The organism is Stenotrophomonas sp. Steno-C17, from assembly GCF_056393165.1.
The window spans coordinates 21,389-47,661 of the sequence record NZ_JBWJPD010000012.1; the positions used below are offsets into that span (position 1 = coordinate 21,389).

Here is a 26,273-nt window from a genome sequence, read left to right on the forward strand (position 1 = left end):
CGCAGCGCATCGTGGCCGCAGTGCGCAAAAAAAAACCCCGCCGGAGCGGGGTTTTCAACGCACTGTCGAGTGGATCACTCGGCCGGCGTAATGTTCGAAGCCTGGGCACCCTTCGGGCCCTGGGTCACGTCATAGGTGACACGCTGGCCTTCCTGCAGGCTGCGGAAGCCCTTGGAGTTGATGGCGGAGAAGTGCGCGAACACGTCGGCGCTGCCATCCTCCGGCGAGATGAAGCCAAATCCCTTGGCGTCGTTGAACCACTTGACGGTACCGTTCGGCATGTTAATGCGAGACCTTTGCAATGAATGGGTGGTGTACGCTGAACCCGCGTACCGGCTGAGTATGCAAAGCTTGCCCGAGGATGACAATCACCCCCGTGCCAATTCGCCTACCAGTTCCGGAAGTCCGTTGCTGGCGGCCTGCACGTTTGCCAGCACTTCGGCCATGGTGATCTCCTCGCCGTCGCCACAGCCGGCGGCCCAGTTGGCCACGATCGCCAGGCAGGCGTAATCCAGCCCCAGCTCCCGCGCCAGCGCGGCTTCGGGCATGCCGGTCATGCCGACCAGATCGCAGCCGTCGCGGCGCATGCGGGCGATTTCGGCAATGGTTTCCAGACGCGGGCCCTGGGTGGCGCCGTAGCAGCCGCCGTCGTGCACCTTCACGCCGGTCACCTTCGCCGCCGCCAGGATCTTGCTGCGCAGCATCGGCGTGTACGGATGACCGAAGTCGACGTGGACCACGTCGGTGCCGTCTTCTTCGCAGATCGTGCTGATACGACCCCACGTGTAATCGATTACCTGGTCCGGACAGGCCAGCACGCGCGGTCCGAAGTCATCGCCGATGCCGCCCACCGTGTTCAGCGCCAGCACCCGCTGCGCGCCGATCTGCTGCAGCGCGGCCAGGTTGGCGCGGTAATTGATCTTGTGCGGCGGCAGCGAATGGCCCTCGCCATGGCGCGCCAGGAAGGCCACGCGGTGGCCCAGCAGGGTGCCGACGCGCACCGGGCCCGACGGACGACCAAAGCGGGTCTCGACCTCGTGGGTCTGCACGTCATCCAGCTTGGCCAGGTTGTAGACACCGGTACCGCCGATCACGGCCAGGGCAATCTGTTGCATGGGAATCACTCCAGAAAAAGACGAACGCCGGCACCCGAGGGCGCCGGCGACAGGGTGGGACCGGCCGCGAGCGGCCGCGCCGTCACTCCTTCATGGCATAGATGGCCGGCACGCAGCGCAGGGTCTCGTTCACGTCCATGCCGAAGCCGAACACGTAACGGTCGGGCAGCTCGATGCCAGCATAGTCGGCGCTGACATCGGCCAGTGCGCGGTCATGCTTCTTCACGGTCATGGCGGCGATGCGCACATCGGTGGCGCCCTGTTCCAGGCACCAGGTGCGCACGCCCTGCAGGGTGTAGCCCTCGTCCAGGATGTCGTCCACCAGCAGCACGCGGCGGCCGAACAGCGAGGTGGCCGGCTTGTGCTTCCAGACCAGGTCGCCGCCGGTGGTTTCACCGCGGTAGCGGGTGGCGTGCAGGTAATCGAACTGCACGTCCTGGCCGCGCGCGCCCAGTTCCAGCGCCAGCTGGCCGGCGAACGGCAGCGCGCCGTGCATGATGGACAGGAACAGCGGCACCTCGCCCTTGTAGTCGCGCGCGATGGCGTCGGCGATGCTGGCAATGGCCTTGTCGATGGTGGGGCGGTCGACCAGCAGGTCAGCCTGGGCCAGGGCCTGGGAAATGGTGAGGTTCGGCATCAGACAGTTCTTCCAAGGGTTTGCAGCAGATGGGATTGGGTGGAGCCATGGCGGGCATCGGCCAGCAGGCCGTCCCAGCCAAGTGCGCCGCGGCCAAGCAGGCCCAGCAGCGCGGCGGTATTGAGTGAACGGCCCTGCACGGCGTGCAGGGCTTCATCGACCAGCTCGGGGTGGCAGACCAGCACCACGTCGCAGCCGGCATCGAGGTGCGCATGTACGCGCGCCGGCACGCCACCGGCACTGTGCGAGGCGGCCATGCCGATGTCATCGGAGAACACCACGCCGCGGAAGCCCAGCTCACCGCGCAGGATGTCCTGGATCCAGCGCGGCGAATAGCCGGCCGGCTCCGGCGCCACCTGCGGGTAGATCACGTGGGCCATCATCACCGCATCGGCACCGGCGGCAATGCCGGCGCCGAACGGCACCAGGTCCTGCGTGCGCAGTTCGTCCAGCGCGCGCGGATCGATGGCGGTATCGACGTGGGTGTCTTCCAGCACGGTGCCATGGCCGGGGAAATGCTTGAGCGTGGCGGCCATGCCCACCGCATGCATGCCGCGCACATAGGCGGCAGTGAAGGCGGCGACCACCTGCGGGTCTTCGCTGAAGGCGCGGTTGCCGATCGCGCGGTTGCCACGGGCCAGGTCGACCACCGGGGCGAAGCTGAGGTCCAGGCCGCTGGCGCGCACCTCACTGGCCATCAGCCAGGCGTGCTGTTCGGCCAGCGCCAAGGCTTGCTGCGGATCGCGCGCGTACAGCGCACCAATGTCCTGCAGCGGCGGCAGTTCGCTGTAGCCCTCGCGGAAGCGCTGCACGCGGCCGCCTTCCTGGTCCACGCACAGCAACTGCGGACGCGGCGCGGCGGCGCGGATGGCGGCGGTCAGATCGGTCACCTGCTGGCGCGAGGCGAAGTTGCGCTTGAACAGCACCACCCCGGCCACGGCATCGTGCTGCAGCCAGTCGCGTTCCTGGGCGGTCAGTTCAGTGCCGGCAACGCCGATCAGCAGCATGGGTCGATCTCCACAACAGGCGCCCGCATGGCGCAGTGCCGCATTGTCGCAGAACCGGCCGATGGACGCAGTGTTCGGCTGAACACGGACGCGGGGTCGGGAATGGGGTCAGAGCCCCTGCGGGGATCCGACCCCGGGGTCGGATCCCGCGCGGCTTACACCGTGCAGCCGTCCGCGCCGCAGGCGTCGTCAGCCGCGGCGGCGGGCGATACACCCTGCTCGGCGGCGATCTGGCGCAGCGCCTGGGCGAACGCTTCCGGCGGCTGTGCGCCGGAAATCGCCCAGCGGCCATCGATCACGAAGGTGGGCACCGAGGAGATGCCCAGCGCCTGTGCATCGGCCAGCTTGGCCTGCACCTGCGCCAGGCCGCGATCGGAGGCCAGCATCTGCTCGATCTCGGTTGCGGCCAGCCCACCGGCCGCACCGGCCTTCACCAGTACGGCGGGGTCGGCCAGGTTCTGGCCGTGCTCGAAGTGGGCGCGGAACAGCGCTTCGCCCACCGCATCCTGCACGCCGTGTTCGCCGGCCAGCCACAGCAGGCGGTGCGCGGGCAGCGTGGTCACCCGCACCTGGCCCTGGCCGAAGTCCATGGGCAGGCCCTCGGCCTGCGCGGTGGACTGGGTCTGGCCCAGGATCTGCTCGGTGCGCTCGGCACCGCCGAACTTGCGCGCATAGGCCTGGCGCAGCGGCACCGGGGTGGCATCGGCGTCGGGATCAAGCTGGAACGGCTGCCAGTGGATGTCCAGTGCGGGCGCATCGGCACCCAGCAACTGCACGCCCTGCTGGAAACGGTGCTTGCCGATCCAGCACCAGGGACAGACCACATCGGAGTAGATATCGATTCTCATGCCCCGAAGATGGGGCCGCCCCGCGGTGGAAAAAGGGGGGCGTTGCCACGCGCTGCCGGAGAATCAGCGCTTCACCACTGTGAATAGGGGCAACTGGCCAGCGCGACGTTGTAGTAGCGCGCATCGTCGGTCACTTCCGCGCCCACCCACGCCGGCAGATCGATGGCCTGGTCGGCGCTGTCCAGTTCCACTTCGGCCACCACCAGGCCGGCGTTGTCGCCCAGGAACTCGTCCACTTCCCAGGTCAGCCCCGCGTGTTCAACCAAGTGGCGACGCTTGTCGATCAGTCCGCCCACGCACAGCGCCAGCAGATCGCGGGCATCGGCCACCGGGATGGGGTAATCGAACTCCTGGCGGGTGTGCCCCAGGGTGCGCGATTTCAGGTTCAGTGCGGCGTGGTCGCCTTCGATGCGCACGCGTACCGAGGCGTTTTGTGTGCCGCGATCCAGTGCGCCCATGTCGTTGATATAGCCCTGCGCCATCGGAATGACCCGATGCGCGGCGGTGCGCCAACCGTCACCGGTCACCAGAAACTTGCGTTCGATTTCAATGCCCATGCGCGAAGTATGCGGCCGCCGGCGGCGACCTGCCTACCCGGCGCGCGGCCGCCGCACTACACTGCGCCGCCCTGCAAGGATCGCTGAACCATGACACTGCCCCTTTCCACGCTGCGCCCGTTGGCGCTGGCCCTGCTGCTGCCCAGCGGCGCGTGCCTGGCACAGGCCCCTTCCATGCCCACCCTGCAGCAGGCGCAGGACGCGATGGATCTGGCGATTGCCGAGCAGATCGCCGCGCGCCCGCGCAGTGACAGCAGCAGCCTCGTCGCCATGGCGTTCCGGCCCACGCTGGAATCACTGAGCAGCTGCGCGGTGGGCAGCACCGACAACAGCGCCACCTGCATCGTGGTGGGCAGTGCCGGCATGAAATCGGGGGCGCGCCTGCTGCACCTGGCCTGGGTGGATGGCCAGTGGACCCTGCCCGATCCGCGCCGGTTGCCGATGCCCGCGCCCAGCCGTGACGAGGTACAGCCGCTGCTGCGCGCGCACCTGGCGACCGTGGCAGCGCGTGAAAGCAATGCCGAGCAACGCGAACGTTTCATTCTGGCCGTGCGCGAGGCACAGGTGCTGGAGGTTGCCGACTGCGAAGTACCCGACGAGCGCGCGGTATTCGAATGCGCGGTCACCGCCCGGGTGGGCGATGAGGAAGGCACCGAAACGCTGGCGTTCATCCGCGAGGATGGCCACTGGCGCAGCGCGCCGGCGCCCCGGTAGCCGACGCGCCGCCACATGCAGCAGCGGGCACCGGGGTATTGCCGGTGCCCGCGCGGTGTCAGCGCTTTTCGAACACCGCGATGCTTTCCACGTGCGCGGTGTGCGGGAACATGTCCATGGCACCGGCACTGACCAGGGTGAAGCCCTGTTCGTTGACCAGGTAGCCCGCGTCACGCGCCAGCGAACCGGGGTGGCAGCTGACGTAGACGATGCGCTTGAACTGCTTCAGCGGCAGCTGCTGCAGCACTTCGATGGCACCCGAACGCGGCGGATCCAGCAGCAGCTTGTCGAAGCCCTGGCGCATCCACGGGGTGGCGCGCTGGTCCTGGGTCAGGTCGGCGCTGAAGAACTGGGCATTGGCCAGGCCGTTGCGCTCTGCGTTTTCACGGGCGCGCGCGACCAGGCCCGCATCGCCCTCCACGCCCACCACTTCACGCACCTTGCGGGCCAGCGGCAGGGTGAAATTGCCCAGTCCGCAGAACAGGTCGAGCACGCGCTCATCGGCGCCCGGCTCCAGCAGTTCCAGCGCACGGGCGATCATCGCCTCGTTCAGCTTGGCATTGACCTGGATGAAGTCCAGCGGGCGGAACGCCAGTTCCACGTCCCACGGCGCCAGCCGGAACGACAGCGGCACGCCCTGCCCGTCCAGCGGGTGCACGGTGTCCAGGCCGCCCGGCTGCAGGTAGATGGCAAACCCGTGCTGCTGGCCGAACGCGGCCCAGGCGGCGCGGTCGGCGTCGCTGAGCGGCTGCAGGTGGCGCACGGTCAGGGCAATGGCGTTGTCGCCGCCGATGAACTCGATCTGCGGGATGTCGCGCTTGCCGTCGAGGCCTTCAATGAAGGTCGACAGGTCCTGGACCTTGGTGCCGATTTCCGGGATCACGGTCAGGCACTGGCTCAGGTCGGCCACGAAGCGCGGGTCCTGTTCGCGGAAGCCGACCAGGGTCTTGTCCTTCTTTTCCACCCGGCGCACCGAGAAGCGGCCCTTGCGGCGGTAGCCCCAGCTGTCGCCGACCAGCGGCGGCAGCACGGTGCCCGGCGTGACGTGGCCGATCCGCTCCAGGTTGTCCATCAGCACGCGCTGCTTGGCCACGATCTGCTGGCTTTCGTCCAGGTGCTGCAGCACGCAGCCGGCACAGGTGCCGAAGTGCGGGCACTTGGGGGTGACGCGCTGCGGCGAGGCCTGCAGCACTTCCACCGTGCGCGCCTCGTCGAAATGACGGCTGCGCGCGGTCTGTTCGGCCATCACCACTTCGCCAGGCAGGGCGCCGCTGATGAAGGTGACCTTGCCACCCTCGCCTTCACGGCGGGCGACGCCGCGACCATCATGGCTGAGGTCGAGGATCTCGGTCTGGAAGGGGGTACGGTCGATGCGGGAACGGGATCGGGCCACGTGGCGACAGGCTGCGGGCAAAAAAGGGCGCACATTGTCGCAGATCCTGGCCGGGCAGGCCGATGGCCGCTTGCACACGCCGCCGCCGTGCTTGATGATTGTTCCCAGCTGACATGGAGGCAGCCCTGATGCAGACGACCCCGCGGACCAGCCGGCCCCGCTTCCTGCTTGTCGAGGACGACATCATCAGCCGCGGTTTTTTCAAGGCGGCGTTGGAAACGTTACCAGCCGATGTGGACACCGCTGACTCACTTGCCAGCGCGCTGGCCCGTGGCGAGCCCGGCGCGCACGACCTGTGGCTGATCGACGTGAACCTGCCCGATGGCAATGGCGCCCAGCTGCTGCAGGCGCTGCGCCTGTCGCACCCGGACACGCCGGCGCTGGCGCATACCGCCGATGGCGATGCCTCCATCCACGCCGGGCTGCGTGAAGCCGGCTTCAGCGACACCCTGGTGAAGCCGCTGGGCCGCGATCAACTGTTGAAGGCCGTGCGCCGGGCGCTGGTAAACCGTCCCGGCGCTACGCCCCTGCCGCCCGCATCGGCGGAGCTGGCCGTGGAAGACTGGGATGAGACCGCGGCCCTGGCGGCGCTGAACGGCCAGCGCAACCATCTGATTGCACTGCGCGAACTGTTCCTGGCCGAGTTGCCGGGGGTGCGCGATGCGGTCGAGCAGGCGGTGGACCAGCACGACGAGCGCCAGCTGCGCAGCCAGCTGCACCGGTTGCAGGCCAGCTGCGGCTTCGTCGGGGCGGCCCGGCTGGGCCGTGCCGTGCGGCAGCTGCACCATGCGCCCGAATCCGGGCAGGCCCAGGCGGGTTTCCGCGCTGCGGTAGCTTCCCTGCTGCACTGAGGGTGTGGGTGGGGCGGCAGGGCTTGCAGCCCTGCACCTGCTTGAAGCCAAAGCAACAGCCGAAGCGGGCATTCCGTGGGTTGGCGGGGCACTGTGGGTGTGCGGGGACGGCGCAAGTACGTCCATGTAGCCTTGGTCGCCGCATCCATGCGGCTCACACCCCGCACACCCACAGTGCCCCGCCTTCGACAGGTTCCCGCGATCTGACGGAATTGCACGGGGTCGGATCCCGCTGCTGCGCAACGGGCTCTGACCCCAGAAACAATTCGATATCTGACAGATTGTGTCGACCAAGGTCGACACCTACCAGAGCAATATGCCGTTCCGACAGATCGCGGAAAACTGTCGGAGGCGGGGTGGGTCCGGTTGAGGGGGCGTGAGCCGCATGGATGCGGCGACCGAGCTTACAGGGACGTACTTGCAGCGCCCCCCTCAACCGGACCCACCCCGCCATACCACGGATAGCCCGCTGTTGCTGTTGCTTCGGCCGTTGACGTTGACGGTAGCGGGTGCAGGGCTGCAAGCCCTGCCCCCCCCCCCCCTCTCAGCGGCGGGGGGACAGCTGCTCCAGCAGTTCCCAGGATTTCAGGCCGCGTGCGCCCAGGTGATGGGCCAGCACCCGCCGCATGGGCAGGCGCAGGCTGGCCAGGTCGGCTGCATCGGGCTCTTCGTCGGCGCCCAACGCCAACAGCGCCGAACCGGTGGCAGCGGCACTGCGCTCGCCGTCACGCACGCTCAACAGCCGCTGCGGACCCTCCTGCGGGTCCAGTGCGTAGCGTGCCGCCGGATCGATCGGCTGCCCATCGCTGGCCGTTTCCAGATCGAAGCCCAGTCCCAGCGCGGCCAGCAGTTCGCGCTCGAAACGACGCAGGGTCCAGGCCAGACCGGCACCGACCGCCAGCCGCGCGCGCGCTTCGCCGTAGGCCAGATAGAGATCGGGCAGCGGGTCCTGGCGCGGTGCCAGGCGCAGGGTCAGTTCGCTCAGGTAGAAACCGGCCAGCATGGCCTGCCCCACCAGCCGCGGCGCCGCATCCAGCGCCTCGGCACCGCGCAGCTGCGCCAGCTCACCACGCTGCTGGGCGCTGAAGCGGATCCATTGCAGGGGCTGCAGGGCCGCGCGCAGCACCTGCCCTTTCGCGGTGGACACCCCGCGCGCCAGCACGCCGATACGGCCATGCTGCGCGCTCAGCACCTCCACCAGCAGGCTGGTCTCGCGGTAGGCCCGTGCATGCAGCACGAACCCGGTGTCGTCCTCGATCAGCATCGAAGCGACCGCAACGGCTTATTCGTAGCCGAAGGCCTTCAGTGCGGCCTCGTCGTCAGACCAGCCTTCACGCACGCGCACCCAGGTTTCCAGGAACACCTTGGCCCCGAACAGACGCTCCATCTGCAGGCGCGACTTGGCCCCGATTTCTTTCAGGCGGGCACCGCCCTTGCCGATCACGATGGCCTTCTGGCCTTCGCGCTCGACCCAGATGACCGCGCCGATGCGCAGCAGGTTGCCGTCTTCGGTGAAGCGCTCGATTTCCACCGTGGTGGCATACGGCAGTTCTTCGCCCAGCTGGCGCATCAGCTGCTCGCGCACCAGTTCGCCGGCCAGGAAACGCTGGCTGCGGTCGGTGATCTCATCCTCGCCGAACATCGGCGGGGCTTCCGGCAGCAGCTTCAGCACGTCGCGCACCAGCGCTTCCAGGCCGTTGCGCTTCTGCGCGGAAATGGGATGCACGGCGGCGAAATCACGCCCGTTGGTGACTTCCTGCAGGAACGGCAGCAGCGCGCCCTTGTCCTTCAGGCGGTCGATCTTGTTGACCACCAGCACCACCGGCACGCCGGCGTCGCGCAGCACGTTGAAGGCCAGGCTGTCCTCTTCGTCCCAGCGACCGGCTTCGATCACCAGCAAGCCGGCATCCACGCCTTCCAGCGAGCCGCGCGCAGCGCGGTTCATCACCCGGTTCATGGCCCGCTTCTGCACCTTGTGCAGCCCCGGGGTGTCGACCAGCACCAGCTGGCCTTCGGGATAGGTGGCGATGCCCAGCAGGCGATGGCGCGTGGTCTGCGGGCGGTTGGAGACGATGCTGACCTTGGCGCCGACCAGCGCGTTGGTCAGGGTCGACTTGCCCACGTTCGGGCGGCCGATGACGGCCACACTGCCGCAATGATGGGGAATCTGTTCGCTCACTTGGAATCCAGTTGTTCAAGGACGGCCGCAGCCGCCTGTTGTTCGGCAATCCGCCGCGAGGAGCCTTCGCCCTCGATGCTGGCGGTGGGGTCGGCTACGTTGCAGCGTACCCGGAAGTGCTTGGCGTGGTCGTCACCGGATTCTGACACCAGTTCGTACTGCGGCAACGCCTTCTGTCGGGCCTGCAGCCATTCCTGCAGGCGGGTCTTGGGGTCCTTTTCCGGGCGCCCGGTAGCCGGCAGCGCCTCCATCGAGGCGCTGAACCAGGGCAGGACCACCGCCCGGCAGGCCTCGAAGCCGCCATCCAGGTAGATCGCCGCCACCACCGCTTCCATGGCATCGGCCAGGATCGAGTCGCGGCGGTGGCCGCCGGACTTCATCTCGCCGGCGCCCAGGATCAGCCGGTCGCCCAGCTGCAGGGTGCGGGCGATCACCGCCAGCGCCTCTTCCCGCACCAGTGCGGCGCGGGCGCGGGTCAGCGCGCCCTCGTCGGCCTTGGGCCAGCGCAGGTACAGGGCCTCGGCCACCATCTGGTTGACGATGCTGTCGCCGAGGAATTCCAGGCGCTCGTTGTGTGGCGCACCGGCACTGCGATGGGTCAGCGCCTGCTTCAGCAGGGCCGGGTCGCGGAAAACGTGACCGATCAGGTCACCACGTTGGAAAGGTTTATTGGGCACCGCTACGGGTCAGATCCTGGGTCGATTCAAACTTGCCAACCACGTCCAGGTTGCCGACCAGTGGGCGGCGCACTTCGTAGTTGACGGTAAGGGTCCAGCCGCCGTCGCGTCGGGCGAACTTGACGTTGGCCGGCTTCACGTTGTCCGAGTAGTTGATGTACAGCCGCCTGAAGAACAGATCCTGGATCTGCGCCGGCGCCATCGTGCCCACGCTGGGCTCGGCCGCGAGGCTCTTCATCGCCGAGCGCACCGCGTAGTACTCCTGGTACATCGGGAACAGCTTCATGCCGATGTACAGGAAGAACCCGACCACGGCCAGAACGACCAGGAACGAGGTCAACGTCATACCGCGCTGCGTGTTCATCTTCTTCATGGCGTTTCTCCCCAGATACGCGAATGGATGTGAAGTCAGTTTCAGTTGATGCCCGAACCGATACGCGACGGTTCGAAGCCGTCCTTGCAGAACCACCCCGAGCAGTTCAGCCAGATCAGGAAGGCCTTGCCGCGCAGGTTCTCTTCCGGCAGCAGGCCCCAGAACCGGCCGTCGTCGCTGTTGTCGCGATTGTCGCCCATCACCAGATATTTACCAGCCGGCACGGTCCACTCGCCCTGCCCGCGCGGGAAATCGGTCTCCAGCACGGTGTGGGTGCGGCCCGGCAGGTGCTCGACCAGCAGGTTGGCGCCTTCGCCCTGGCCGCGGTGGCCGGCGTAGATGCCCTTGTTGTCGTACTTCAGCGGCTCGCCGTTGAGGGTGACGCTGTCACCTTCGAACGAGATGGTGTCGCCCGGCACGCCGATCACGCGCTTGATGAAGTTCTCGCCCTTGGCCGGATCGTTGTCGCTGTGGCCGGGGAAGTGGAACACCACCACGTCGCCGCGCGACGGCTCGCCCACCGGCACGAACTTGGTGTTGCTGATCGGCAGGCGCAGGCCGTAGGAGAACTTGTTGACCAGGATGAAATCGCCGATCAGCAGGTTGGGCATCATCGAGCTGGACGGAATCTTGTACGGCTCGGCAATGAAACTGCGCACCACCAGCACGATGGCCAGTACCGGGAAGAAGGCGCGTGAGTAATCCACCAGCACCGGCTCGGTGTCGAGCAGGCCGGCGCGCTGGGCACGGCGCTTGGCGAAGTACAGCTTTTCGGCAAGCAGGATCAGGCCCGAGGCCAGGGTCAGTACGACCAGGAGGATCTCAAACAGTTTCATTCAGGGTCCTTTGCAACGTCACCGGACGAGCGGCCCCGAAGGGCCGCTGCGGGCTTACTTGTTGTCCATCTGCAGCACGGCCAGGAAGGCTTCCTGCGGAATTTCCACGCGGCCGACCTGCTTCATGCGCTTCTTGCCTTCCTTCTGCTTTTCCAGAAGCTTCTTCTTGCGCGAAACGTCGCCACCATAGCACTTGGCCAGCACGTTCTTGCGCATGGCCTTGACCGTGGTGCGGGCGATGATCTGCGAGCCGACGGCGGCCTGGATGGCCACGTCGAACTGCTGGCGCGGGATCAGGTCCTTCATCTTCTCGCACAGCTCGCGGCCGCGACGGTCGGCATGGCTGCGGTGCACGATCAGCGACAGCGCATCGACCTTGTCACCGTTGATCAGCACGTCCACGCGCACGAACGGGCCGGCATCGAAGCGCACGAAGTGGTAGTCCAGCGAGGCGTAGCCGCGGCTGACCGACTTCAGCTTGTCGAAGAAGTCCAGCACCACTTCGGCCATCGGCAGTTCATAGCTGATCTGCACCTGGCTGCCCAGGTAGTTGATGCCGATCTGGCTGCCGCGCTTTTCTTCGCACAGTTTGATGATGTTGCCGATGTACTCCTCGGGGGTGAGCACGTTGGCGCGGATGATCGGCTCGCGGATCTCTTCCACATGGTTCACCGGCGGCAGCTTGGCCGGGTTGTCCATGTTGATGATGGTGCCGTCGGTCTTCAGGACCTCGTAGACCACCGTGGGCGCGGTGCTGATCAGGTCCAGGTTGTATTCGCGTTCCAGGCGCTCCTGCACGATTTCCATGTGCAGCATGCCCAGGAAGCCGCAGCGGAAGCCGAAGCCCATGGCTTCGGAGCTTTCCGGCTCGAAGCGCAGCGCGGCGTCGTTCAGGCGCAGCTTGTCCAGCGCTTCGCGCAGGTCCGGGTAGTCCTCGGCATCGACCGGGAACAGGCCGGCGAACACGCGCGGCTGCATTTCCTGGAAGCCCGGCAGCGGCTTGGGCGCCGGATCGGCGGCCAGGGTGAGGGTGTCGCCCACCGGTGCGCCGTGCACGTCCTTGATGCTGGCGGTGACCCAGCCCACCTCACCGGCACGCAGCGCCGGCAGCACTTTCCGCTTCGGCGTGAACACGCCGACGTTGTCGACCTGGTGGGTACGGCCGGTGGACATGACCTGCAGCTTGTCGCCGGCCTTGATCTGGCCCTGCATGACACGCACCAGCGAGACCACGCCCAGGTAGTTGTCGAACCAGGAATCGATGATCAGCGCCTGCAGCTTGTCGGTGTCGCGCGGCTGCGGCGCCGGGATGCGGTGCACGATGGCTTCCAGCACGTCCTGCACGTTCAGGCCGGTCTTGGCACTGACCGGCACGGCGTCGGCGGCATCGATGCCGATGACGGCCTCGATCTCGGCCTTGGCGCGCTCGATATCGGCGGTGGGCAGGTCGATCTTGTTGATGACCGGCACCACTTCCAGGCCCTGCTCGACGGCGGTATAGCAGTTGGCCACCGACTGCGCTTCCACGCCCTGGGCGGCATCGACCACCAGCAGCGCGCCTTCGCAGGCGGCCAGCGAACGGCTGACTTCATAGGAGAAGTCGACGTGGCCGGGGGTGTCGATGAAGTTCAGGTGGTAGGTCTGCCCATCCTTGGCCAGGTACGGCAGCGATACCGACTGGGCCTTGATGGTGATGCCACGCTCGCGCTCGATCGGGTTGGAGTCGAGCACCTGCGCTTCCATCTCGCGGGCCTGCAGGCCGCCACAGAGCTGGATGATGCGATCGGCCAGCGTGGACTTGCCGTGGTCGACGTGGGCAATGATGGAGAAGTTGCGGATGTTCCGCATCGAATCAGAAGACATAGGTGGCGGCGGCGCGCGGCGTCGTCAGGGTAACGGTGGATTATCGCATGCCCGGGGCCTGCCCGCTTGGGGGGGCCTGTGGGGCTGCTGGAAATGGCCGAAGCCCCGCCAGAGCGGGGCTTCGGGGGATTGCCAGGGCCGCCGGCGGCGGCCGTAAAGGCCTTACTGACCGGCCTTGACCGCCACGAAGGCGCTGTTGCCGTTGCTGGCACGGACCAGCAGCATGACCACATCGCCCTTCTTGTAGCTGGACAACGCGCGGTTCAGGGCGTCAACGCTGCCCACCGGGCTGCGGCCGACCTGCAGGATCACCATGCCCGGCGCCAGACCGGCATCACGGGCACCTTCGCCCTTGACCCCCGTGATGCGGACGCCTTCACCGGTCTCCAGGCCCAGCTGCTTGCGCTGCGCGGCGGTCAGTTCGGTCACATCCAGCCCCAGCAGGGCATTGGCACCGGTCTGCGGTGCTGCATCGGCGTTGCCGGCCGACGGCCCGCGGGTATTGCCCTGGGCGTCTTCGGACAGCGCGGTCAGGGTGGCGCTGAGCTCACGCGGCTTGCCGTCGCGGTAGACCACCAGGGTCACCTTGCTGCCCGGGGCCATCACGCCGATCAGCGGCGGCAGGTCGGACCAGGTGTTGACGCTGGTGCCGTTGACCGAGCGGATCACGTCACCCAGTTGCACACCGGCCTTGGCCGCGGCGCTGCCCGGCACGATCTGGTTGACCAGGGCGCCCCGGCTGTCGGGCAGGCCCAGGCCCTGGGCCTTGAGCGAATCGACCGGCTCGACCACCGCACCCAACTGGCCACGGGTGACCTTGCCACTCTTCTTGATCTGCTCGACCGCGCTCATCGCCAGGTCGATCGGGATCGAGAAACTGATGCCCATGTAGCCGCCGGACGCGGAGTAGATCTGCGAATTGATGCCCACCACTTCGCCACGGGTGTTCAGCAGCGGACCACCGGAGTTGCCCTGGTTGATCGCCACGTCGGTCTGGATGAAGGGCACGTAGCGCTGGTCCGGGCCACCGGTGCTGCGGCCCAGCGCACTGACGATGCCCGCGGTGACCGAATGATCCAGGCCGAACGGCGAACCGATGGCGACCACCCACTGGCCGGGCTTCAGGGTGTTGGAATCGCCCAGACGCACGGTCGGCAGGTTCTTGCCCTCGATCTTCAGCAGGGCCACGTCGTACTGCTGGTCGCTGCCGACCACCTTGGCGGTGAACTCGCGGCTGTCACCCAGCTTCACCTTCACATCGCTGGCATCGGCCACCACGTGGTAGTTGGTCAGCACATAGCCGTCGGGCGAAATGATGAAGCCCGAGCCCATGCCGCGGCCCTTGATGCTGGGCCCACTGTCGCCCCCACCCTGCCCCGGCATCGGGAAGTCCGGGCCGAAGAAGCGGCGGAAGAATTCGGGCATCTCGTCATCACCGGGGCCCATGCCACCGCGCGCCTGGCGGTTGTCGCGCACGATGGTGGTGTCGACATTGACAACGCCGGGGCCGACCTGCTCGACCAGCTGGGTGAAATCAGGCAGGCCACTGACCAGCGGCTGCGCGGGGGCCCGCGGTGCGGCGGCCGTCGCGGCCGGCTGCGCAGGGGCCGCCGGTGACGGCGCCTGTGCGCAGGCCACCAGGGGCAGGGTCATGACCAGCAGGCCCATGGCATGGGTACGGAATCGGGGAGTCATCGGACGGCAACCTCCGGATCGGATGGAAAACGGGAGAGGCGCCCCGCCGGCGGCGGGGCGTGGACCGGCGCGCTTCAGGTCAGTCGCGCGCGCGGGGCGGCGCCGGCAGATCGTCCTGCAGGCGCGGCTCGAACGGGTAGAACGCCGCGCCGCCGGACGACGCCGGCAGGCTGGCATTGAGTGCGCTGCCGCTGGACGGGGCCAGGCTGGACTTCGGCCACGGCCGCGCCTGCAGGCTGCCGACATCGCCGAAGGGCAGATGGCGGGCATTGGCGGCGGGCACCGACGGCGCCAGCGGCGTTGCGGCAGTGGCGACGGCGCGCTGCGGCGCCTCGTCACGCTGGGCCACGCGTGCAGCCTGCTGGCTGCGGGTGGCACTGGCGCGGCGGGCATCCTGACGGCGGCTGGCGGCCATGGCCACCGCAGGCGCGGCGGCCACGGCCATCGCCGCGCTGTCCACCGAGGCTTCGGTTACCGGGGCGGCTGCCGGCGCCAGTTCGGCCTGGCTGGCGACCACCTGCGGGGCCGGCGCTTCGCCGGGCGCGGGGGTCTGCAGCTTTTCGCCGCCCATGAACAGGGCCACGGCGGCCACCGAGGCCGCCAGAGCGGCACCGCCGCCCCAGGCACGCCAGCCACTGCGACGCACCTGCCGGCGCGGTTCGGCCACCGGCGCGGGCTCGGCGGCAATCGCCGCGGCCACGCGCTCACTGAAACCGGCCGGGGCCAGCAGCGAGGCCTGGCCGCGCATCACATCGCCCAGCAGGTGCCAGCGCTCCTGGCAGCCGGCCAGCTCTGGGTCGTGTTCCATGCGGCGCAGCAGGAAGCGCGCCTCGTCGGCGCCCAGCTCGCCATCGACCAGGGCCGACAGCTGTTCGCGGTGGCGCTGGTCCAGGCGCTGCCGGGCCGGGGATTGGTGGTTCTGCGATTCGTTCAACGGATTACTGGTCATACGCGGCTCTTCTCGCGGGTGGCGCTGCCGATGTCCAGCAGCGGCCGGAGTTCAGTGTCGATCGCCTCGCGCGCCCGGAAGATCCGCGAACGCACGGTGCCGATCGGGCACCCCATCTTCTGCGCGATTTCCTCGTAGCTCAGGCCTTCCACCTCGCGCAGGGTGATCGCCGACCGGAGTTCTTCCGGCAGCGCGTTGACGGCCTTCATCACCGTCTGTTCCAGTTCCTGGCGCATCAACTCGCGTTCGGGCGTGTCGGTGTCGCGCAGACGGGTGCCGCTGTCGAACTGCTCGGCATCACCGATGTCGATGTCATCGGTGGGCGGGCGTCGATTGTGTGAAGCCAGGTAGTTTTTGGCAGTGTTCACGGCGATCCGATGCAACCAGGTTGAGAACTGGGCGTCGCCGCGGAAGCTTCCAATGGCGCGGTAAGCACGCATGAAAGTGTCCTGGGCCACGTCCTGACATTCGCTCCAGTCGGCGATGTAGCGACCGACAAGGGCCACCACGCGATGCTGGTACTTGCGCACCAGGACATCGAACGCGGCGCTCTCGCCGTGCTGCACGCGCCGGACCAGTTCCAGATCCAGCTCCTGTGGTGTTTCAACCTCGGCCATGAGGGGCCGCACTCCTGTCAGCCCAACCGACGTCGGGCAATGAGACTGCCAATCCCGGGAAAAGTTCAGTCGCCGATCACCCGGCGCCGCACCAGCTTTTAACCACCGTTCCGCTAGCGTCCGGTTCCACGGCCATGGATCCGGGGTCGCCTACCCCTCCTATTGGGATTTGACGCGGGGGAAACAACCTCTGGATCATAGCCGCTTCTCCATACACAACCGGATGGAACGTCCATGCTCTCAGGCTTCGATGGGCTCCGCTTCAGCCACTGGCACCCCGAAATCCGTGAAGACGGCGTGGTGGTCCTTACCCTGGATCGTCAGGACACCAGCGTCAACGCGATGTCGCAGGACGTGCTGCTGGAACTGGGCGACCTGCTCGAACGCATCGCCCTGGACCCGCCCAGGGGCGTGGTGATCCAGTCGGCGAAGAAGGCTGGCTTCATTGCCGGTGCCGACCTGAAGGAGTTCCAGGAGTTCGACCGCCGCGGCACCGTGAACGATGCCATCCGTCGCGGCCAGTCCACCTACCAGAAGCTGGCCGAACTGCCCTGCCCCACCGTGGCGGCCATCCATGGCCACTGCCTGGGCGGTGGTACCGAACTGGCGCTGGCCTGCCGCTACCGGGTGGCGTCCAATGACAGCAGCACCCGCATCGGCCTGCCGGAAACCCAGCTGGGCATCTTCCCGGGCTGGGGCGGCAGCGCGCGCCTGCCGCACCTGGTGGGCGCCCCGGCGGCGATGGACCTGATGCTGACCGGGCGCACCCTGTCCGCGTCGGCCGCACGCGGTATCGGCCTGGTCGACAAGGTGGTGGCACCGGCGGTGGTGCTCGATACCGCCGTGGCGCTGGCCCTGTCCGGCACCACCCGCCCGTTCAAGCAGCGCGCGACCGCGTGGGCGACCAATACCTGGCTGGCGCGCACGCTGCTGGCACCGCAGATGGTCAAGCAGGTGGCGCGCAAGGCGAAGAAGGACCAGTACCCGGCGCCGTACGCGCTGATCAGCACCTGGCAGCGCAGCGGCGGCAAGCCGATCCAGGCACGCCTGGATGCCGAGCGCCGCGCGGTGGTGAAGCTGGCCAGCACGCCGACCGCGCGCAACCTGATCCGCATCTTCTTCCTGACCGAGCGCCTGAAGGGCCTGGGCAGCGGTGATTCCGGCATCCGCCACGTGCACGTGGTCGGTGCCGGCGTGATGGGCGGCGACATTGCCGCCTGGGCCGCCTACAAGGGCTTCGAGGTGACCCTGCAGGACCGCGAGCAGCGCTTCATCGACCCGGCGATGGAGCGCGCACAGGCGCTGTTTGCCAAGAAGGTGCGCGACGAGAGCAAGCGCCCCGCCGTCGCCGCGCGGCTGCGTGCCGACCTGGAAGGCAACGGCGTGGCCGAGGCCGATCTGGTGATCGAGGCCATCATCGAGAACCCCGAGGCCAAGCGTGCGCTGTACCAGACGCTGGAACCGAAGATGAAGCTGGACGCGCTGCTGACCACCAACACCTCGTCGATTCCGCTGGTGGAACTGCGCGACCACATCCAGCGCCCGGCGCAGTTTGCCGGCCTGCATTATTTCAACCCGGTGGCGCAGATGCCGCTGGTGGAAATCATCCACCACGACGGCATGGCACCGGAGACCGAGCGCCACCTCGCCGCGTTCTGCAAGGCGCTGGGCAAGTTCCCGGTGCCGGTGGCCGACAGCCCCGGCTTCCTGGTCAACCGCGTGCTGTTCCCATACATGCTGGAAGCGGCCACCGCCTATGCCGAAGGCGTTCCCGGCGCGGTGATCGACAAGGCGGCGGTGAAGTTCGGCATGCCGATGGGGCCGATCGAGCTGATCGACACCGTGGGCCTGGACGTCGCCGCCGGGGTGGGCCGTGAACTGGCGCCGTTCCTGGGCCTGCAGATTCCGGCAGCGCTGCAGACGGTGGAACCGGACAAGCGCGGCAAGAAAGACGGCCAGGGCATCTACACCTGGGAGAACGGCAAGCCGAAGAAGCCGGACGTGGCCAGCAACTACCAGGCCCCGACCGATCTGGAAGACCGCCTGATCCTGCCGCTGTTGAACGAGGCGGTGGCCTGCCTGCACGAAGGCGTGGTGGCCGATGCGGACCTGCTGGACGCGGGTGTGATCTTCGGCACCGGTTTTGCCCCGTTCCGCGGCGGCCCGATCCAGCACATCCGCGCGGTGGGTGCCGATGCGATCGTCGAGCGCCTGAAGGCGTTGCAGCAGCGCCACGGCGACCGCTTCGCCCCGCGCCCGGGCTGGGACAACCCCGCCCTGCGCGAACCGGTGGTGTGAGTTCATCGGCCGGGCCTGCGGCCCGGCACCCGCAGAGGCAACAGCAACAGCCGGCTCTGGCTTTTCTGTTTGCTGGGCGGGACGGTGTGGGCTGGCAGGACACGCCGTAAACCCGTCCATGGGGGCTCGTAGGCGCCATCCATGGCGCCTGCGGTCCTGCCAGCCCACACCGCCCCACCCCTGACAGTTTCCCGGTGACGGTGGGTAAACAGCCATTTCATTTGGGACCGCTACGAACTGGTGGGTGGCTACCTTGGTGGCCACCAGGAGCGAAGCGACCGGCGTTTGATTTTGATTTTCTTTTTTCTTTTCCGTGGCTGACGCGCACGGAAACTGTCGGGGCCGGGCGGGTGGGTTGCGCAGGGGCGTGAGCCGCATGGATGCGGCGACCGAGCTTACATGGACGTACTTGCAGCGTCCCCTGCGCAGCCCACCCGCCCGGCCAACCACATGACCCGCACCGCACAGCCACGAGGGGCTGCGCCGTTGGCAGGAACCCCGTCGAGCAAGCTCGACGCGACGGAACAGGCTGTTACCCGCATGGGGCATGTCGCCGTCACTACGGCGTGCCATGCTGGCGCCCTTGATTCCTGCCAGCGAGAACGCCCGCATGACCACCATCATCGCCCCGCGCGTGCACGACATCGGCGGCCTGGAAGTGCGCCGCGCAGTCCCGACCCTGCAGGCCCGCAGCATCGGTTCGTTCGTGTTCGTCGACCAGATGGGCCCGGCCATCATGCACCCCGGCACCGCCATCGACGTGCGCCCCCACCCGCATATCGGCCTGGCCACGGTGACCTACCTGTGGTCCGGAGCGATCGGCCACCGCGATACGCTGGGCTCGGACCAGGTGATCCGCCCCGGCGATGTGAACTGGATGACCGCCGGCCGCGGCATCGCCCATTCCGAACGCACGCCGCCGCCCGATCGCGGCCACGACAACCCGATCCACGGCATGCAGACCTGGGTGGCCCTGCCGAAGTCGCATGAGGAAATCGAGCCGGCGTTCTACCACCACGCCGCCGCCACCCTGCCCGAGCAGCGCCGCAACGGCGCCTGGCTGCGGGTGATCGCTGGCCGCGCCTATGGCGAGGAATCGCCGGTGAAGGTGTTCGCCGATACCTTGAACGTGGCGATCGACCTGGACCCGGATGCCGAGATCGATATCGACAACGGGCACCGCGAACGTGCGCTGTACATTCTGGAAGGCCAGGCCCAGCTCGATGGCGTGGATATCCCCGCCCAGCACCTGGTCATCCCCGAAGCCGGTGCGGTCGGCCGCCTGCGCGCGAAGACGCCGGTGAAGGCCATGCTGTTCGGCGGCGAACCGCTGGATGGGCCGCGCCATCTGTGGTGGAACTTCGTGTCCAGTTCGAAGGAACGCATCGAACAGGCCAAGCATGACTGGGAAGCCGGGCGTTTCGGCACGATCCCGGGCGATGACAAGGAATTCATTCCGCTGCCGCAGTATTGACGGCCGTCGACTACGCTCGACGCTGCCGCCGGTGATGGTTACATCTGCAACCGCAATTTGTGCGATCGCTCACGTTCCGTTAAGGTCGGTTTGACCTCCCGTGCACACGCGGGGCGTCGGCATCCGGGGATGGGGTGCCTGCGCCGCCGGTGCCATCGGCGGAGACTTGGGCCATACCACCTTGGGGGAATGCATGAAGTCCGTGCCTGTTCTGTTGTCGAGCCTGCTGTTTGCCGCGGCCAGCGCCGCTGCGCAGACCCCGGCTGACTGTCCGACCCTGCCGTCCAGCAGTGGCCTGCAATGGCAGCAGCAGGCGCAGAGTGATTTCCTGATCTGCCGCGCGAGCACGGCCGATGGCCGCGAAGTGCTCAGCCTGATGCTGAGCCAGCGCGACCCGGATATTCCGCTGAGCCGTTCGTTGCGCCAGGAGAAGGGCAGCTTCGGCGGCGAATCGATGTACTGGTACCAGCCCGACCTGGGCGGCCAGCAGCCGCCGGGTTACGCCGAACGTCGCATCAGCGTGGTCAAGCTGGACAAGGGCCGCTATGCGCAGATCGCGCTGTACCCGGACAGCACGCAGGAACGCGGCAGCCTGCAGCAGCTGGCGCAGGGCATGAGCCTGACCCCGACCGCTGTGGCCGACGGCCGCTGAGTGAACGCGGGGATGACTGCCTGGCAGCCTCCCCGCCCCACCTGCGGCGATTCCCTAGAACCGGCCTTCCTGGAAATCCACGAAGGCCTGCATCAGCTCCTGCCGGGTGTTCATCACGAACGGACCGTGGCGCATGACCGGTTCACGCAACGGCCGCCCGGCAACCAGAATCAACCGCGCGCCCTCGCTGCCGGCCGATACATGCAGCTGTTCACCGCCGCCCAGCACCGCCAGTTCCTGCCGCGCCACATCGCGTGCCGCGTCCTGCTCGCCCACCGTCAGCGCGCCTTCGAACACGTAGGCGAAGGCGTTGTGGCCTTCGGGCAGCGTGTAGGTCCAGGCGCGATCCGGCGCCAGGGTGATATCCAGATAGACCGGATCGGTGGCCGGCTGGGCGATCGGCCCTACGGTGCCATCGACCGCACCGGCAATCACCTTCACCTGCACGCCGTCGGCCGGCTGCACGACCGGAATGCGCTCGGGCGCGAACTCCTGGTACTTGGGGTCGGTCATCTTGTCGCGCGCCGGCAGGTTCACCCACAGCTGGAAGCCGCGCATCTGCCCGCTTTCCTGCTCGGGCATTTCCGAATGCACCAGGCCACGCCCGGCGGTCATCCACTGCACGCTGCCCGGGGTCAGCAGGCCCTCGTTGCCGTGGTTGTCGCGGTGCCGCATGCGCCCGTCGAGCATGTAGGTCACGGTCTCGAAACCCCGGTGCGGATGCTCGGGGACGCCGGCGATGTAATCCTCGGCGCGGTCGGTGCCGAACTCATCCAGCAGCAGGAAGGGGTCCAGGTCAGGCAGCGACGGACCGCCGATGACGCGGGTCAGGCGCACGCCGGCGCCGTCGGACGTGGGCATGCCACGGATCGTGCGCAGGACGCGCACCGGCTCGGGAAGACTCATGGCAACTCCTGTGGGATGAATGCCCATGAAGATGGACGCTGCAGCGCGGCGGGCCAATGGATGGCGCCGCAACCGATTGTTCCATTGCTGGTGTTTGCCGGGCGTCATGTCCGCCGCGCGCCCGCGCCTGCGTTGTGTTCGACCAAAGTACTAACGAAGAAGGCTCCCGTGGACATTGACCCTGCCAAGGGCACGCGGGACTCTTTCACTGTCTTTCCGGGAGAGAGCACCTCATGAAAGGGTTTTCCAAACTGGGCTGGGCCGCACTGGCCCTGCTCGGCGCGTTCTGTCTGGGCACCGTCGCCCTGCGCCGCGGCGAACACATCAATGCACTGTGGATCGTGGTGGCCGCGGTATCGCTGTATCTGGTCGCCTATCGCTACTACAGCCTGTTCATCGCCAACAAGGTGATGCAGCTCGATCCCACCCGGGCCACCCCGGCGGTGATCAACAACGACGGTCTGGACTATGTTCCGACCAACAAGCACGTGCTGTTCGGCCACCACTTCGCTGCAATCGCAGGTGCCGGCCCGCTGGTCGGCCCGGTGCTGGCCGCACAGATGGGCTACCTGCCCGGCCTGCTGTGGCTGGTGGTGGGCGTGGTGCTGGCCGGTGCAGTGCAGGACTTCATGGTCCTGTTCCTGTCCAGCCGCCGCAACGGTCGTTCACTGGGTGACCTGGTGCGCGAGGAGATGGGCCAGGTCCCCGGCACCATCGCCCTGTTCGGCGCCTTCCTGATCATGATCATCATCCTGGCGGTACTGGCCATGGTGGTGGTGAAGGCGCTGGCGGAAAGCCCGTGGGGCATGTTCACGGTGATCGCCACGATGCCCATCGCGATCCTGATGGGCGTGTACATGCGCTACATCCGCCCCGGCAAGATCGGTGAGATCTCGGTGGTCGGGCTGATCCTGCTGCTGGCGGCCATCTGGTTCGGAGGCAAGGTGGCGGCCGACCCGGTCTGGGGCCCGGCCTTCACCTTCACCGGCACCCAGATCACCTGGATGCTGATCGGCTACGGCTTCGTCGCTTCGGTGCTGCCGGTGTGGCTGCTGCTGGCCCCGCGCGATTACCTGTCCACGTTCCTGAAGATCGGCACGATCATCGCCCTGGCCATCGGCATCGTGGTAGTGATGCCGGAACTGAAGATGCCGGCGCTGACCCAGTTCGCCGCCAGCGGTGACGGCCCGGTGTGGAAGGGCGGCATGTTCCCGTTCCTGTTCATCACCATTGCCTGCGGCGCGGTGTCCGGTTTCCATGCCCTGATTTCTTCGGGCACCACGCCCAAGCTGCTGGCCAATGAAGCGCACATGCGCTACATCGGCTACGGCGGCATGCTGATGGAATCGTTCGTGGCGGTGATGGCGCTGGTGGCGGCCTCGATCATCGATCCGGGCATCTACTTCGCGATGAACAGCCCCGCTGCCGTGATCGGTGCCGATGCCGTTTCGGCCGCGCACTACATCACCAACACCTGGGGCTTCACCATCACCCCGGAACAGTTGAACGCCACGGCGGCAGCGATCGGTGAACCGACCATCCTGCACCGCGCCGGCGGTGCGCCCACGCTGGCGGTAGGCATCGCGCAGATCCTGCACGAGGCCATTCCCAGCAGCAGCGATGCGATGATGGCGTTCTGGTACCACTTCGCCATCCTGTTCGAAGCGCTGTTCATCCTGACCGCCGTGGATGCCGGTACCCGTGCCGGTCGCTTCATGCTGCAGGACCTGCTGGGCAACTTCGTGCCGGCGCTGAAGAAGACCGAATCCTGGACGGCCAACATCATCGGTACGGCCGGCTGCGTGGCGCTGTGGGGCTACCTGCTGTACACCGGCGTGGTCGATCCGTTCGGTGGCATCCAGACGCTGTGGCCGCTGTTCGGCATTTCCAACCAGATGCTGGCCGGTATCGCGCTGATGCTGGGCACGGTGGTGCTGTTCAAGATGAAGCGTGACCGCTATGCGTGGGTGACCGCCGTGCCGGCCGTGTGGTTGCTGATCTGCACCACCTACGCCGGTTTCATCAAGATCTTCGACAGCAACCCGGCACAGGGCTTCCTGGCGCAGGCGCACAAGTACCAGGCGGCCATTGCCAGTGACACCATCACCGCCCCGGCCAAGACCGTGGCACAGATGCAGCAGATCGTGGTCAATGCCTACGTCAACACCGGCCTGACCGCGCTGTTCCTGCTGGTGGTGGCCTCGGTGCTGGTCTACGCGATCAAGACCATCCTGGCCGCCCGCCGCAATCCGCAGCGGACCGACCGCGAAACCCCGTACGTGGCGCTGAAGCCGCACGAAATGGTGGATCTGTGATGAGTACCCAACTGGTTCCCGTCGGCCAGTACCAGGCGCACCGCCGTATCTGGCGGCGCCTGGTGCAGACCGCCCGGCTGTGCTGCGGCATTCCTGATTACGACAACTACGTCCGGCACATGCTGGAAAAGCATCCGGACCAGGAGCCGATGGACTACAAGACGTTCTTCCGCGAGCGCCAGGAAGCGCGCTATGGCGGACGCAACGGTGGTCGCTGCTGCTGAGTCGGGTGTGTTGTAGATCCACGCCATGCGTGGATGGAATCTTCCACCTATCGCTTTGAGTCCGGGGTCAGATCCGTTTCCTCCGGGAAAAGGATCTGACCCCTGTTTCTTTGATGCATCCACGCAGGGCGTGGATCTAGCGCAGATCGCGGGAAAGCGCCGCCATGGCGCCCCACTCAGCCGTTTGCCATCCACTTCAGGATCAGGCCGGTGACATACGCCAGGCCGGTACCGGTGGCATAGCCCACCGTGCCGAGCAGGACGCCCACCGGTGCCAGCGACGGATGGAACGCGGCGGCAACCACCGGTGCCGATGCCGCCGCACCGATGTTGCCCATCGACCCTACCCCGAAGAAGAACAACGGTGCGCGCAACAGGCGGGCCACGATCCACAGCACCAGCACGTGCGTGGCCATCCAGATCAGGCCCAGCACGAACAGCCACGGGCGATCCAGCAGCGACAGCAGATCCATCTGCATGCCGATGCAGGCGATCAGGAAGTACAGGAACACCGTACCCAACCGCGAGGCACCGGCCGATTCGAGGCGGCGCGCGCGGGTGAAGCTCAGCCCCAGGCCGAAGGCGGTGGACAGCAGCACCACCCAGACGAACTGGCTGTCCAGGCTGAACTGGCTGGACCAACCCACATTCGCCTTGAACCAGGCAGCCAGCTGCGCGGCGATGGCGTGCGCCAACCCCACCCCACCCAGGGCCACCCCCACGATCACCATCAGGTCGGTCAGGGTGGGAATGCGCGCGTTCTGCGCCTCGTAGGCGCTGATGCGCGCCTTCATTTCATCGATGGCGCGGGTGTCGGCACCGCTGCGCGTATCGATCTGCTGCGCACGGTTGGCCAGGAACAGCAGGATCGCCATCCACAGGCTGGCGCAGGCCACGTCCACCACGGCGAACTGGCCGAAGGTGGTGGCATCGGTGCCGAAGATCTCGCGCATCGCCACCATGTTGGCGCCGCCCCCGATCCAGCTGCCCGCCAGCGCGGCCATGCCGGCCCAGGTGTCACCGGCCACGGTTTCCGGATGGATGAACTTCATCACCTGGAACGACACGATGGCCCCCAGCATCACACCAGCGGTACCGGCGCAGAACACGACGATCAGCTTGGGACCGAGCTTGGCGACGCCCTTCAGGTCGATCGACAGCGTCAGCAGGACCAGGGCTGCGGGCAGCAGCACGTCACGGGCGATCGGGTTGTACAGGGCCGTGTTGTGGCCGTCGATCAGGCCGGTGGTGTTGTAGATGGCCGGGATGAAGTAGCACAGCAGCAGTGCCGGCACCCAGGCGAAAATCTTCTTCAACAGGGGGGTGGGACCACTGGCGGCCCAGAAGATCAGGGCCAGGGTTGCAGCGATCAGGCCGAGGCCTACGATGTCGCTGGTAATCAGAGCAGTAGCGGGTTCGGTCGGCATGGGATCCTCTGTCGATCGAAAGGGCGTGGAAAAAAAAGTGCCGCTTCGGCGCGGCACGGCCCGAGGTTAACATCGTCTTCACACGGGGTCATGCTGCAGTGCCGGCCACCCTGCCTTTCCGCAACGGAGCGTGTGCCATGCAACTGGGTGCTTTTTCAGTCAGCCTGTCGGTCAAGGATCTGAGTGCTTCGCGCGCGTTCTACGAGGCATTGGGCTTCAGCGTGACCGGGGGCGATGCCAGCCAGAACTGGCTGGTGCTGCGCAACGACGGCATCGTGATCGGGCTGTTCCAGGGTATGTTCGAAGGCAACCTGCTGACCTTCAATCCGGGCTGGGACCAGCATAAACAGGAACTGGCCGATTTCCAGGACGTGCGCGAACTGCAGGCGGCCATCGAAGGCAAGGGCATCGAGCTGGCAGTGCGCACGGATCCTGAAGGCCAGGGTACCGGCTATGTGCAGTTGGCCGATCCGGATGGCAACGTCATTCTGATCGACCAGCACGTGGCGCGGCCGAGAACGCGGTAATCTGGTGCGACAGGCGTTGACGTTGCGTCGGCGCGGTAATCTGCTCTGGTAGGCGTCGACCTTGGTCGACGCAGAGCGTGCCAACCAAAGTTGGCACCTACCGGATCACGGCGTGCCAACCAAGGTTGGCACCTGCCGG

26 protein-coding genes are annotated in these 26,273 nt (G+C 67.1%); 8 read left to right on the forward strand and 18 right to left on the reverse strand.

Features of this window, described 5'->3' with window-relative positions; all coding sequences use genetic code 11:
• Positions 1-74: 74 nt before the first annotated feature.
• From AC06FA_RS12255 to AC06FA_RS12280, 6 genes are all read right to left on the reverse strand, one after another.
• On the reverse strand, positions 75-281 hold the full coding sequence (locus AC06FA_RS12255; protein ID WP_005410590.1) for a cold-shock protein: 207 nt from the start codon (positions 279-281) through the stop codon (positions 75-77).
• Between the two features lie 87 nt (positions 282-368).
• On the reverse strand, positions 369-1,115 hold the full coding sequence (locus AC06FA_RS12260; RefSeq protein WP_108750698.1) for an S-methyl-5'-thioinosine phosphorylase: 747 nt from the start codon (positions 1,113-1,115) through the stop codon (positions 369-371).
• Positions 1,116-1,197: 82 nt separating this feature from the next.
• Positions 1,198-1,752 carry a hypoxanthine-guanine phosphoribosyltransferase gene (locus tag AC06FA_RS12265; RefSeq protein ID WP_312710117.1) on the reverse strand — a complete coding sequence of 185 codons (555 nt, stop codon included), beginning with the start codon at positions 1,750-1,752 and terminating at the stop codon, positions 1,198-1,200.
• Positions 1,752-2,759: a beta-N-acetylhexosaminidase gene (gene nagZ / locus AC06FA_RS12270; protein WP_478068546.1), complete on the reverse strand. Its 1,008-nt coding sequence runs from the start codon at positions 2,757-2,759 to the stop codon at positions 1,752-1,754. Before nagZ ends, AC06FA_RS12265 begins: the two co-directional genes overlap by 1 nt.
• Positions 2,760-2,914: 155 nt before the next feature.
• On the reverse strand, positions 2,915-3,607 hold the full coding sequence (locus AC06FA_RS12275; protein WP_478068547.1) for a DsbA family oxidoreductase: 693 nt from the start codon (positions 3,605-3,607) through the stop codon (positions 2,915-2,917).
• 71 nt (positions 3,608-3,678) lie between these two features.
• Positions 3,679-4,164 carry a CYTH domain-containing protein gene (locus AC06FA_RS12280; RefSeq protein WP_478068548.1) on the reverse strand — a complete coding sequence of 162 codons (486 nt, stop codon included), beginning with the start codon at positions 4,162-4,164 and terminating at the stop codon, positions 3,679-3,681.
• A 90-nt stretch (positions 4,165-4,254) separates the two neighbouring features.
• On the opposite strand from AC06FA_RS12280, the gene AC06FA_RS12285 reads away from it, so the two are divergent.
• The gene (locus tag AC06FA_RS12285) at positions 4,255-4,878 is read left to right on the forward strand and encodes a hypothetical protein (protein ID WP_478068549.1); all 624 of its coding nucleotides are present in this window, start codon (positions 4,255-4,257) and stop codon (positions 4,876-4,878) included.
• A gap of 58 nt (positions 4,879-4,936) precedes the next feature.
• Here the strand turns inward: AC06FA_RS12285 and rlmD are convergent, their stop codons facing one another.
• Positions 4,937-6,271: a 23S rRNA (uracil(1939)-C(5))-methyltransferase RlmD gene (gene rlmD, locus AC06FA_RS12290; RefSeq protein WP_478068550.1), complete on the reverse strand. Its 1,335-nt coding sequence runs from the start codon at positions 6,269-6,271 to the stop codon at positions 4,937-4,939.
• A 128-nt stretch (positions 6,272-6,399) separates the two neighbouring features.
• Here rlmD and AC06FA_RS12295 point away from each other — a divergent pair, with 128 nt between their 5' ends.
• A complete protein-coding gene (locus tag AC06FA_RS12295; RefSeq protein ID WP_478068551.1) occupies positions 6,400-7,122 on the forward strand; it encodes an Hpt domain-containing response regulator in 723 nt (240 codons plus the stop codon).
• 544 nt (positions 7,123-7,666) lie between these two features.
• Here AC06FA_RS12295 and recO read toward each other — a convergent pair.
• The 9 genes from recO to rpoE form a co-directional block, all read right to left on the reverse strand.
• On the reverse strand, positions 7,667-8,386 hold the full coding sequence (gene recO / locus AC06FA_RS12300; RefSeq protein WP_108750707.1) for a DNA repair protein RecO: 720 nt from the start codon (positions 8,384-8,386) through the stop codon (positions 7,667-7,669).
• Positions 8,387-8,404: 18 nt separating this feature from the next.
• A complete protein-coding gene (gene era, locus AC06FA_RS12305; RefSeq protein WP_108750708.1) occupies positions 8,405-9,301 on the reverse strand; it encodes a GTPase Era in 897 nt (298 codons plus the stop codon).
• Positions 9,298-9,978, reverse strand: coding sequence for a ribonuclease III (rnc, locus tag AC06FA_RS12310; RefSeq protein ID WP_478068552.1), 681 nt, complete (start codon positions 9,976-9,978; stop codon positions 9,298-9,300). The genes era and rnc overlap by 4 nt, the downstream gene beginning before the upstream one ends.
• Positions 9,968-10,351, reverse strand: coding sequence for a DUF4845 domain-containing protein (locus AC06FA_RS12315; protein ID WP_478068553.1), 384 nt, complete (start codon positions 10,349-10,351; stop codon positions 9,968-9,970). The genes rnc and AC06FA_RS12315 overlap by 11 nt, the downstream gene beginning before the upstream one ends.
• A gap of 41 nt (positions 10,352-10,392) precedes the next feature.
• Positions 10,393-11,187 carry a signal peptidase I gene (gene lepB / locus AC06FA_RS12320; protein ID WP_312710319.1) on the reverse strand — a complete coding sequence of 265 codons (795 nt, stop codon included), beginning with the start codon at positions 11,185-11,187 and terminating at the stop codon, positions 10,393-10,395.
• A gap of 54 nt (positions 11,188-11,241) precedes the next feature.
• Complete coding sequence (gene lepA, locus AC06FA_RS12325; RefSeq protein WP_164272953.1) at positions 11,242-13,035, reverse strand: translation elongation factor 4; 1,794 nt, start codon at positions 13,033-13,035, stop codon at positions 11,242-11,244.
• 177 nt (positions 13,036-13,212) lie between these two features.
• Positions 13,213-14,745: a DegQ family serine endoprotease gene (locus AC06FA_RS12330; RefSeq protein WP_478068554.1), complete on the reverse strand. Its 1,533-nt coding sequence runs from the start codon at positions 14,743-14,745 to the stop codon at positions 13,213-13,215.
• A 79-nt stretch (positions 14,746-14,824) separates the two neighbouring features.
• A complete protein-coding gene (locus tag AC06FA_RS12335) occupies positions 14,825-15,694 on the reverse strand; it encodes a sigma-E factor negative regulatory protein (RefSeq protein WP_478068555.1) in 870 nt (289 codons plus the stop codon).
• A complete protein-coding gene (gene rpoE / locus AC06FA_RS12340) occupies positions 15,691-16,311 on the reverse strand; it encodes an RNA polymerase sigma factor RpoE (RefSeq protein WP_108750715.1) in 621 nt (206 codons plus the stop codon). Before rpoE ends, AC06FA_RS12335 begins: the two co-directional genes overlap by 4 nt.
• Before the next feature lie 234 nt (positions 16,312-16,545).
• Between rpoE and AC06FA_RS12345 the strand changes: the two genes are divergently transcribed.
• The 3 genes from AC06FA_RS12345 (at position 16,546) to AC06FA_RS12355 (ending at position 20,735) form a co-directional block, all read left to right on the forward strand.
• Entirely contained in the window at positions 16,546-18,609 is a 2,064-nt protein-coding gene (locus AC06FA_RS12345; protein WP_478068556.1) for a 3-hydroxyacyl-CoA dehydrogenase NAD-binding domain-containing protein, read from the forward strand.
• A 610-nt stretch (positions 18,610-19,219) separates the two neighbouring features.
• The gene (locus tag AC06FA_RS12350; protein ID WP_478068633.1) at positions 19,220-20,083 is read left to right on the forward strand and encodes a pirin family protein; all 864 of its coding nucleotides are present in this window, start codon (positions 19,220-19,222) and stop codon (positions 20,081-20,083) included.
• Positions 20,084-20,276: 193 nt separating this feature from the next.
• A complete protein-coding gene (locus AC06FA_RS12355) occupies positions 20,277-20,735 on the forward strand; it encodes a hypothetical protein (protein ID WP_478068557.1) in 459 nt (152 codons plus the stop codon).
• 54 nt (positions 20,736-20,789) lie between these two features.
• Here the strand turns inward: AC06FA_RS12355 and AC06FA_RS12360 are convergent, their stop codons facing one another.
• Positions 20,790-21,641, reverse strand: coding sequence for a pirin family protein (locus AC06FA_RS12360; RefSeq protein WP_478068558.1), 852 nt, complete (start codon positions 21,639-21,641; stop codon positions 20,790-20,792).
• Positions 21,642-21,874: 233 nt separating this feature from the next.
• Here AC06FA_RS12360 and AC06FA_RS12365 point away from each other — a divergent pair, with 233 nt between their 5' ends.
• Both AC06FA_RS12365 and AC06FA_RS12370 read left to right on the forward strand, forming a co-directional pair.
• On the forward strand, positions 21,875-23,956 hold the full coding sequence (locus AC06FA_RS12365) for a carbon starvation CstA family protein (protein WP_108750721.1): 2,082 nt from the start codon (positions 21,875-21,877) through the stop codon (positions 23,954-23,956).
• On the forward strand, positions 23,956-24,180 hold the full coding sequence (locus AC06FA_RS12370) for a YbdD/YjiX family protein (RefSeq protein ID WP_049467479.1): 225 nt from the start codon (positions 23,956-23,958) through the stop codon (positions 24,178-24,180). The genes AC06FA_RS12365 and AC06FA_RS12370 overlap by 1 nt, the downstream gene beginning before the upstream one ends.
• A 176-nt stretch (positions 24,181-24,356) precedes the next feature.
• On the opposite strand, the gene AC06FA_RS12375 is transcribed toward AC06FA_RS12370, so the two are convergent.
• Positions 24,357-25,607, reverse strand: coding sequence for a DUF819 family protein (locus AC06FA_RS12375; protein ID WP_478068559.1), 1,251 nt, complete (start codon positions 25,605-25,607; stop codon positions 24,357-24,359).
• A gap of 137 nt (positions 25,608-25,744) precedes the next feature.
• Here AC06FA_RS12375 and AC06FA_RS12380 point away from each other — a divergent pair, with 137 nt between their 5' ends.
• On the forward strand, positions 25,745-26,134 hold the full coding sequence (locus AC06FA_RS12380; RefSeq protein WP_478068560.1) for a VOC family protein: 390 nt from the start codon (positions 25,745-25,747) through the stop codon (positions 26,132-26,134).
• Positions 26,135-26,273 lie beyond the last annotated feature (139 nt).

What these genes read in the sequence shown, in the direction of transcription:
- AC06FA_RS12255 (WP_005410590.1), bottom strand. Translation starts at nt 281, where the DNA reads ATGCCGAACGGTACCGTCAAGTGGTTCAACGACGCCAAGGGATTTGGC.
- AC06FA_RS12260 (WP_108750698.1), bottom strand. Translation starts at nt 1,115, where the DNA reads ATGCAACAGATTGCCCTGGCCGTGATCGGCGGTACCGGTGTCTACAAC.
- AC06FA_RS12265 (WP_312710117.1), bottom strand. Translation starts at nt 1,752, where the DNA reads ATGCCGAACCTCACCATTTCCCAGGCCCTGGCCCAGGCTGACCTGCTG.
- nagZ (WP_478068546.1), bottom strand. Translation starts at nt 2,759, where the DNA reads ATGCTGCTGATCGGCGTTGCCGGCACTGAACTGACCGCCCAGGAACGC.
- AC06FA_RS12275 (WP_478068547.1), bottom strand. Translation starts at nt 3,607, where the DNA reads ATGAGAATCGATATCTACTCCGATGTGGTCTGTCCCTGGTGCTGGATC.
- AC06FA_RS12280 (WP_478068548.1), bottom strand. Translation starts at nt 4,164, where the DNA reads ATGGGCATTGAAATCGAACGCAAGTTTCTGGTGACCGGTGACGGTTGG.
- AC06FA_RS12285 (WP_478068549.1), top strand. Translation starts at nt 4,255, where the DNA reads ATGACACTGCCCCTTTCCACGCTGCGCCCGTTGGCGCTGGCCCTGCTG.
- AC06FA_RS12295 (WP_478068551.1), top strand. Translation starts at nt 6,400, where the DNA reads ATGCAGACGACCCCGCGGACCAGCCGGCCCCGCTTCCTGCTTGTCGAG.
- recO (WP_108750707.1), bottom strand. Translation starts at nt 8,386, where the DNA reads ATGCTGATCGAGGACGACACCGGGTTCGTGCTGCATGCACGGGCCTAC.
- AC06FA_RS12315 (WP_478068553.1), bottom strand. Translation starts at nt 10,351, where the DNA reads ATGAAGAAGATGAACACGCAGCGCGGTATGACGTTGACCTCGTTCCTG.
- lepB (WP_312710319.1), bottom strand. Translation starts at nt 11,187, where the DNA reads ATGAAACTGTTTGAGATCCTCCTGGTCGTACTGACCCTGGCCTCGGGC.
- lepA (WP_164272953.1), bottom strand. Translation starts at nt 13,035, where the DNA reads ATGCGGAACATCCGCAACTTCTCCATCATTGCCCACGTCGACCACGGC.
- AC06FA_RS12330 (WP_478068554.1), bottom strand. Translation starts at nt 14,745, where the DNA reads ATGACTCCCCGATTCCGTACCCATGCCATGGGCCTGCTGGTCATGACC.
- AC06FA_RS12335 (WP_478068555.1), bottom strand. Translation starts at nt 15,694, where the DNA reads ATGACCAGTAATCCGTTGAACGAATCGCAGAACCACCAATCCCCGGCC.
- rpoE (WP_108750715.1), bottom strand. Translation starts at nt 16,311, where the DNA reads ATGGCCGAGGTTGAAACACCACAGGAGCTGGATCTGGAACTGGTCCGG.
- AC06FA_RS12345 (WP_478068556.1), top strand. Translation starts at nt 16,546, where the DNA reads ATGCTCTCAGGCTTCGATGGGCTCCGCTTCAGCCACTGGCACCCCGAA.
- AC06FA_RS12350 (WP_478068633.1), top strand. Translation starts at nt 19,220, where the DNA reads ATGACCACCATCATCGCCCCGCGCGTGCACGACATCGGCGGCCTGGAA.
- AC06FA_RS12355 (WP_478068557.1), top strand. Translation starts at nt 20,277, where the DNA reads ATGAAGTCCGTGCCTGTTCTGTTGTCGAGCCTGCTGTTTGCCGCGGCC.
- AC06FA_RS12360 (WP_478068558.1), bottom strand. Translation starts at nt 21,641, where the DNA reads ATGAGTCTTCCCGAGCCGGTGCGCGTCCTGCGCACGATCCGTGGCATG.
- AC06FA_RS12365 (WP_108750721.1), top strand. Translation starts at nt 21,875, where the DNA reads ATGAAAGGGTTTTCCAAACTGGGCTGGGCCGCACTGGCCCTGCTCGGC.
- AC06FA_RS12370 (WP_049467479.1), top strand. Translation starts at nt 23,956, where the DNA reads ATGAGTACCCAACTGGTTCCCGTCGGCCAGTACCAGGCGCACCGCCGT.
- AC06FA_RS12375 (WP_478068559.1), bottom strand. Translation starts at nt 25,607, where the DNA reads ATGCCGACCGAACCCGCTACTGCTCTGATTACCAGCGACATCGTAGGC.
- AC06FA_RS12380 (WP_478068560.1), top strand. Translation starts at nt 25,745, where the DNA reads ATGCAACTGGGTGCTTTTTCAGTCAGCCTGTCGGTCAAGGATCTGAGT.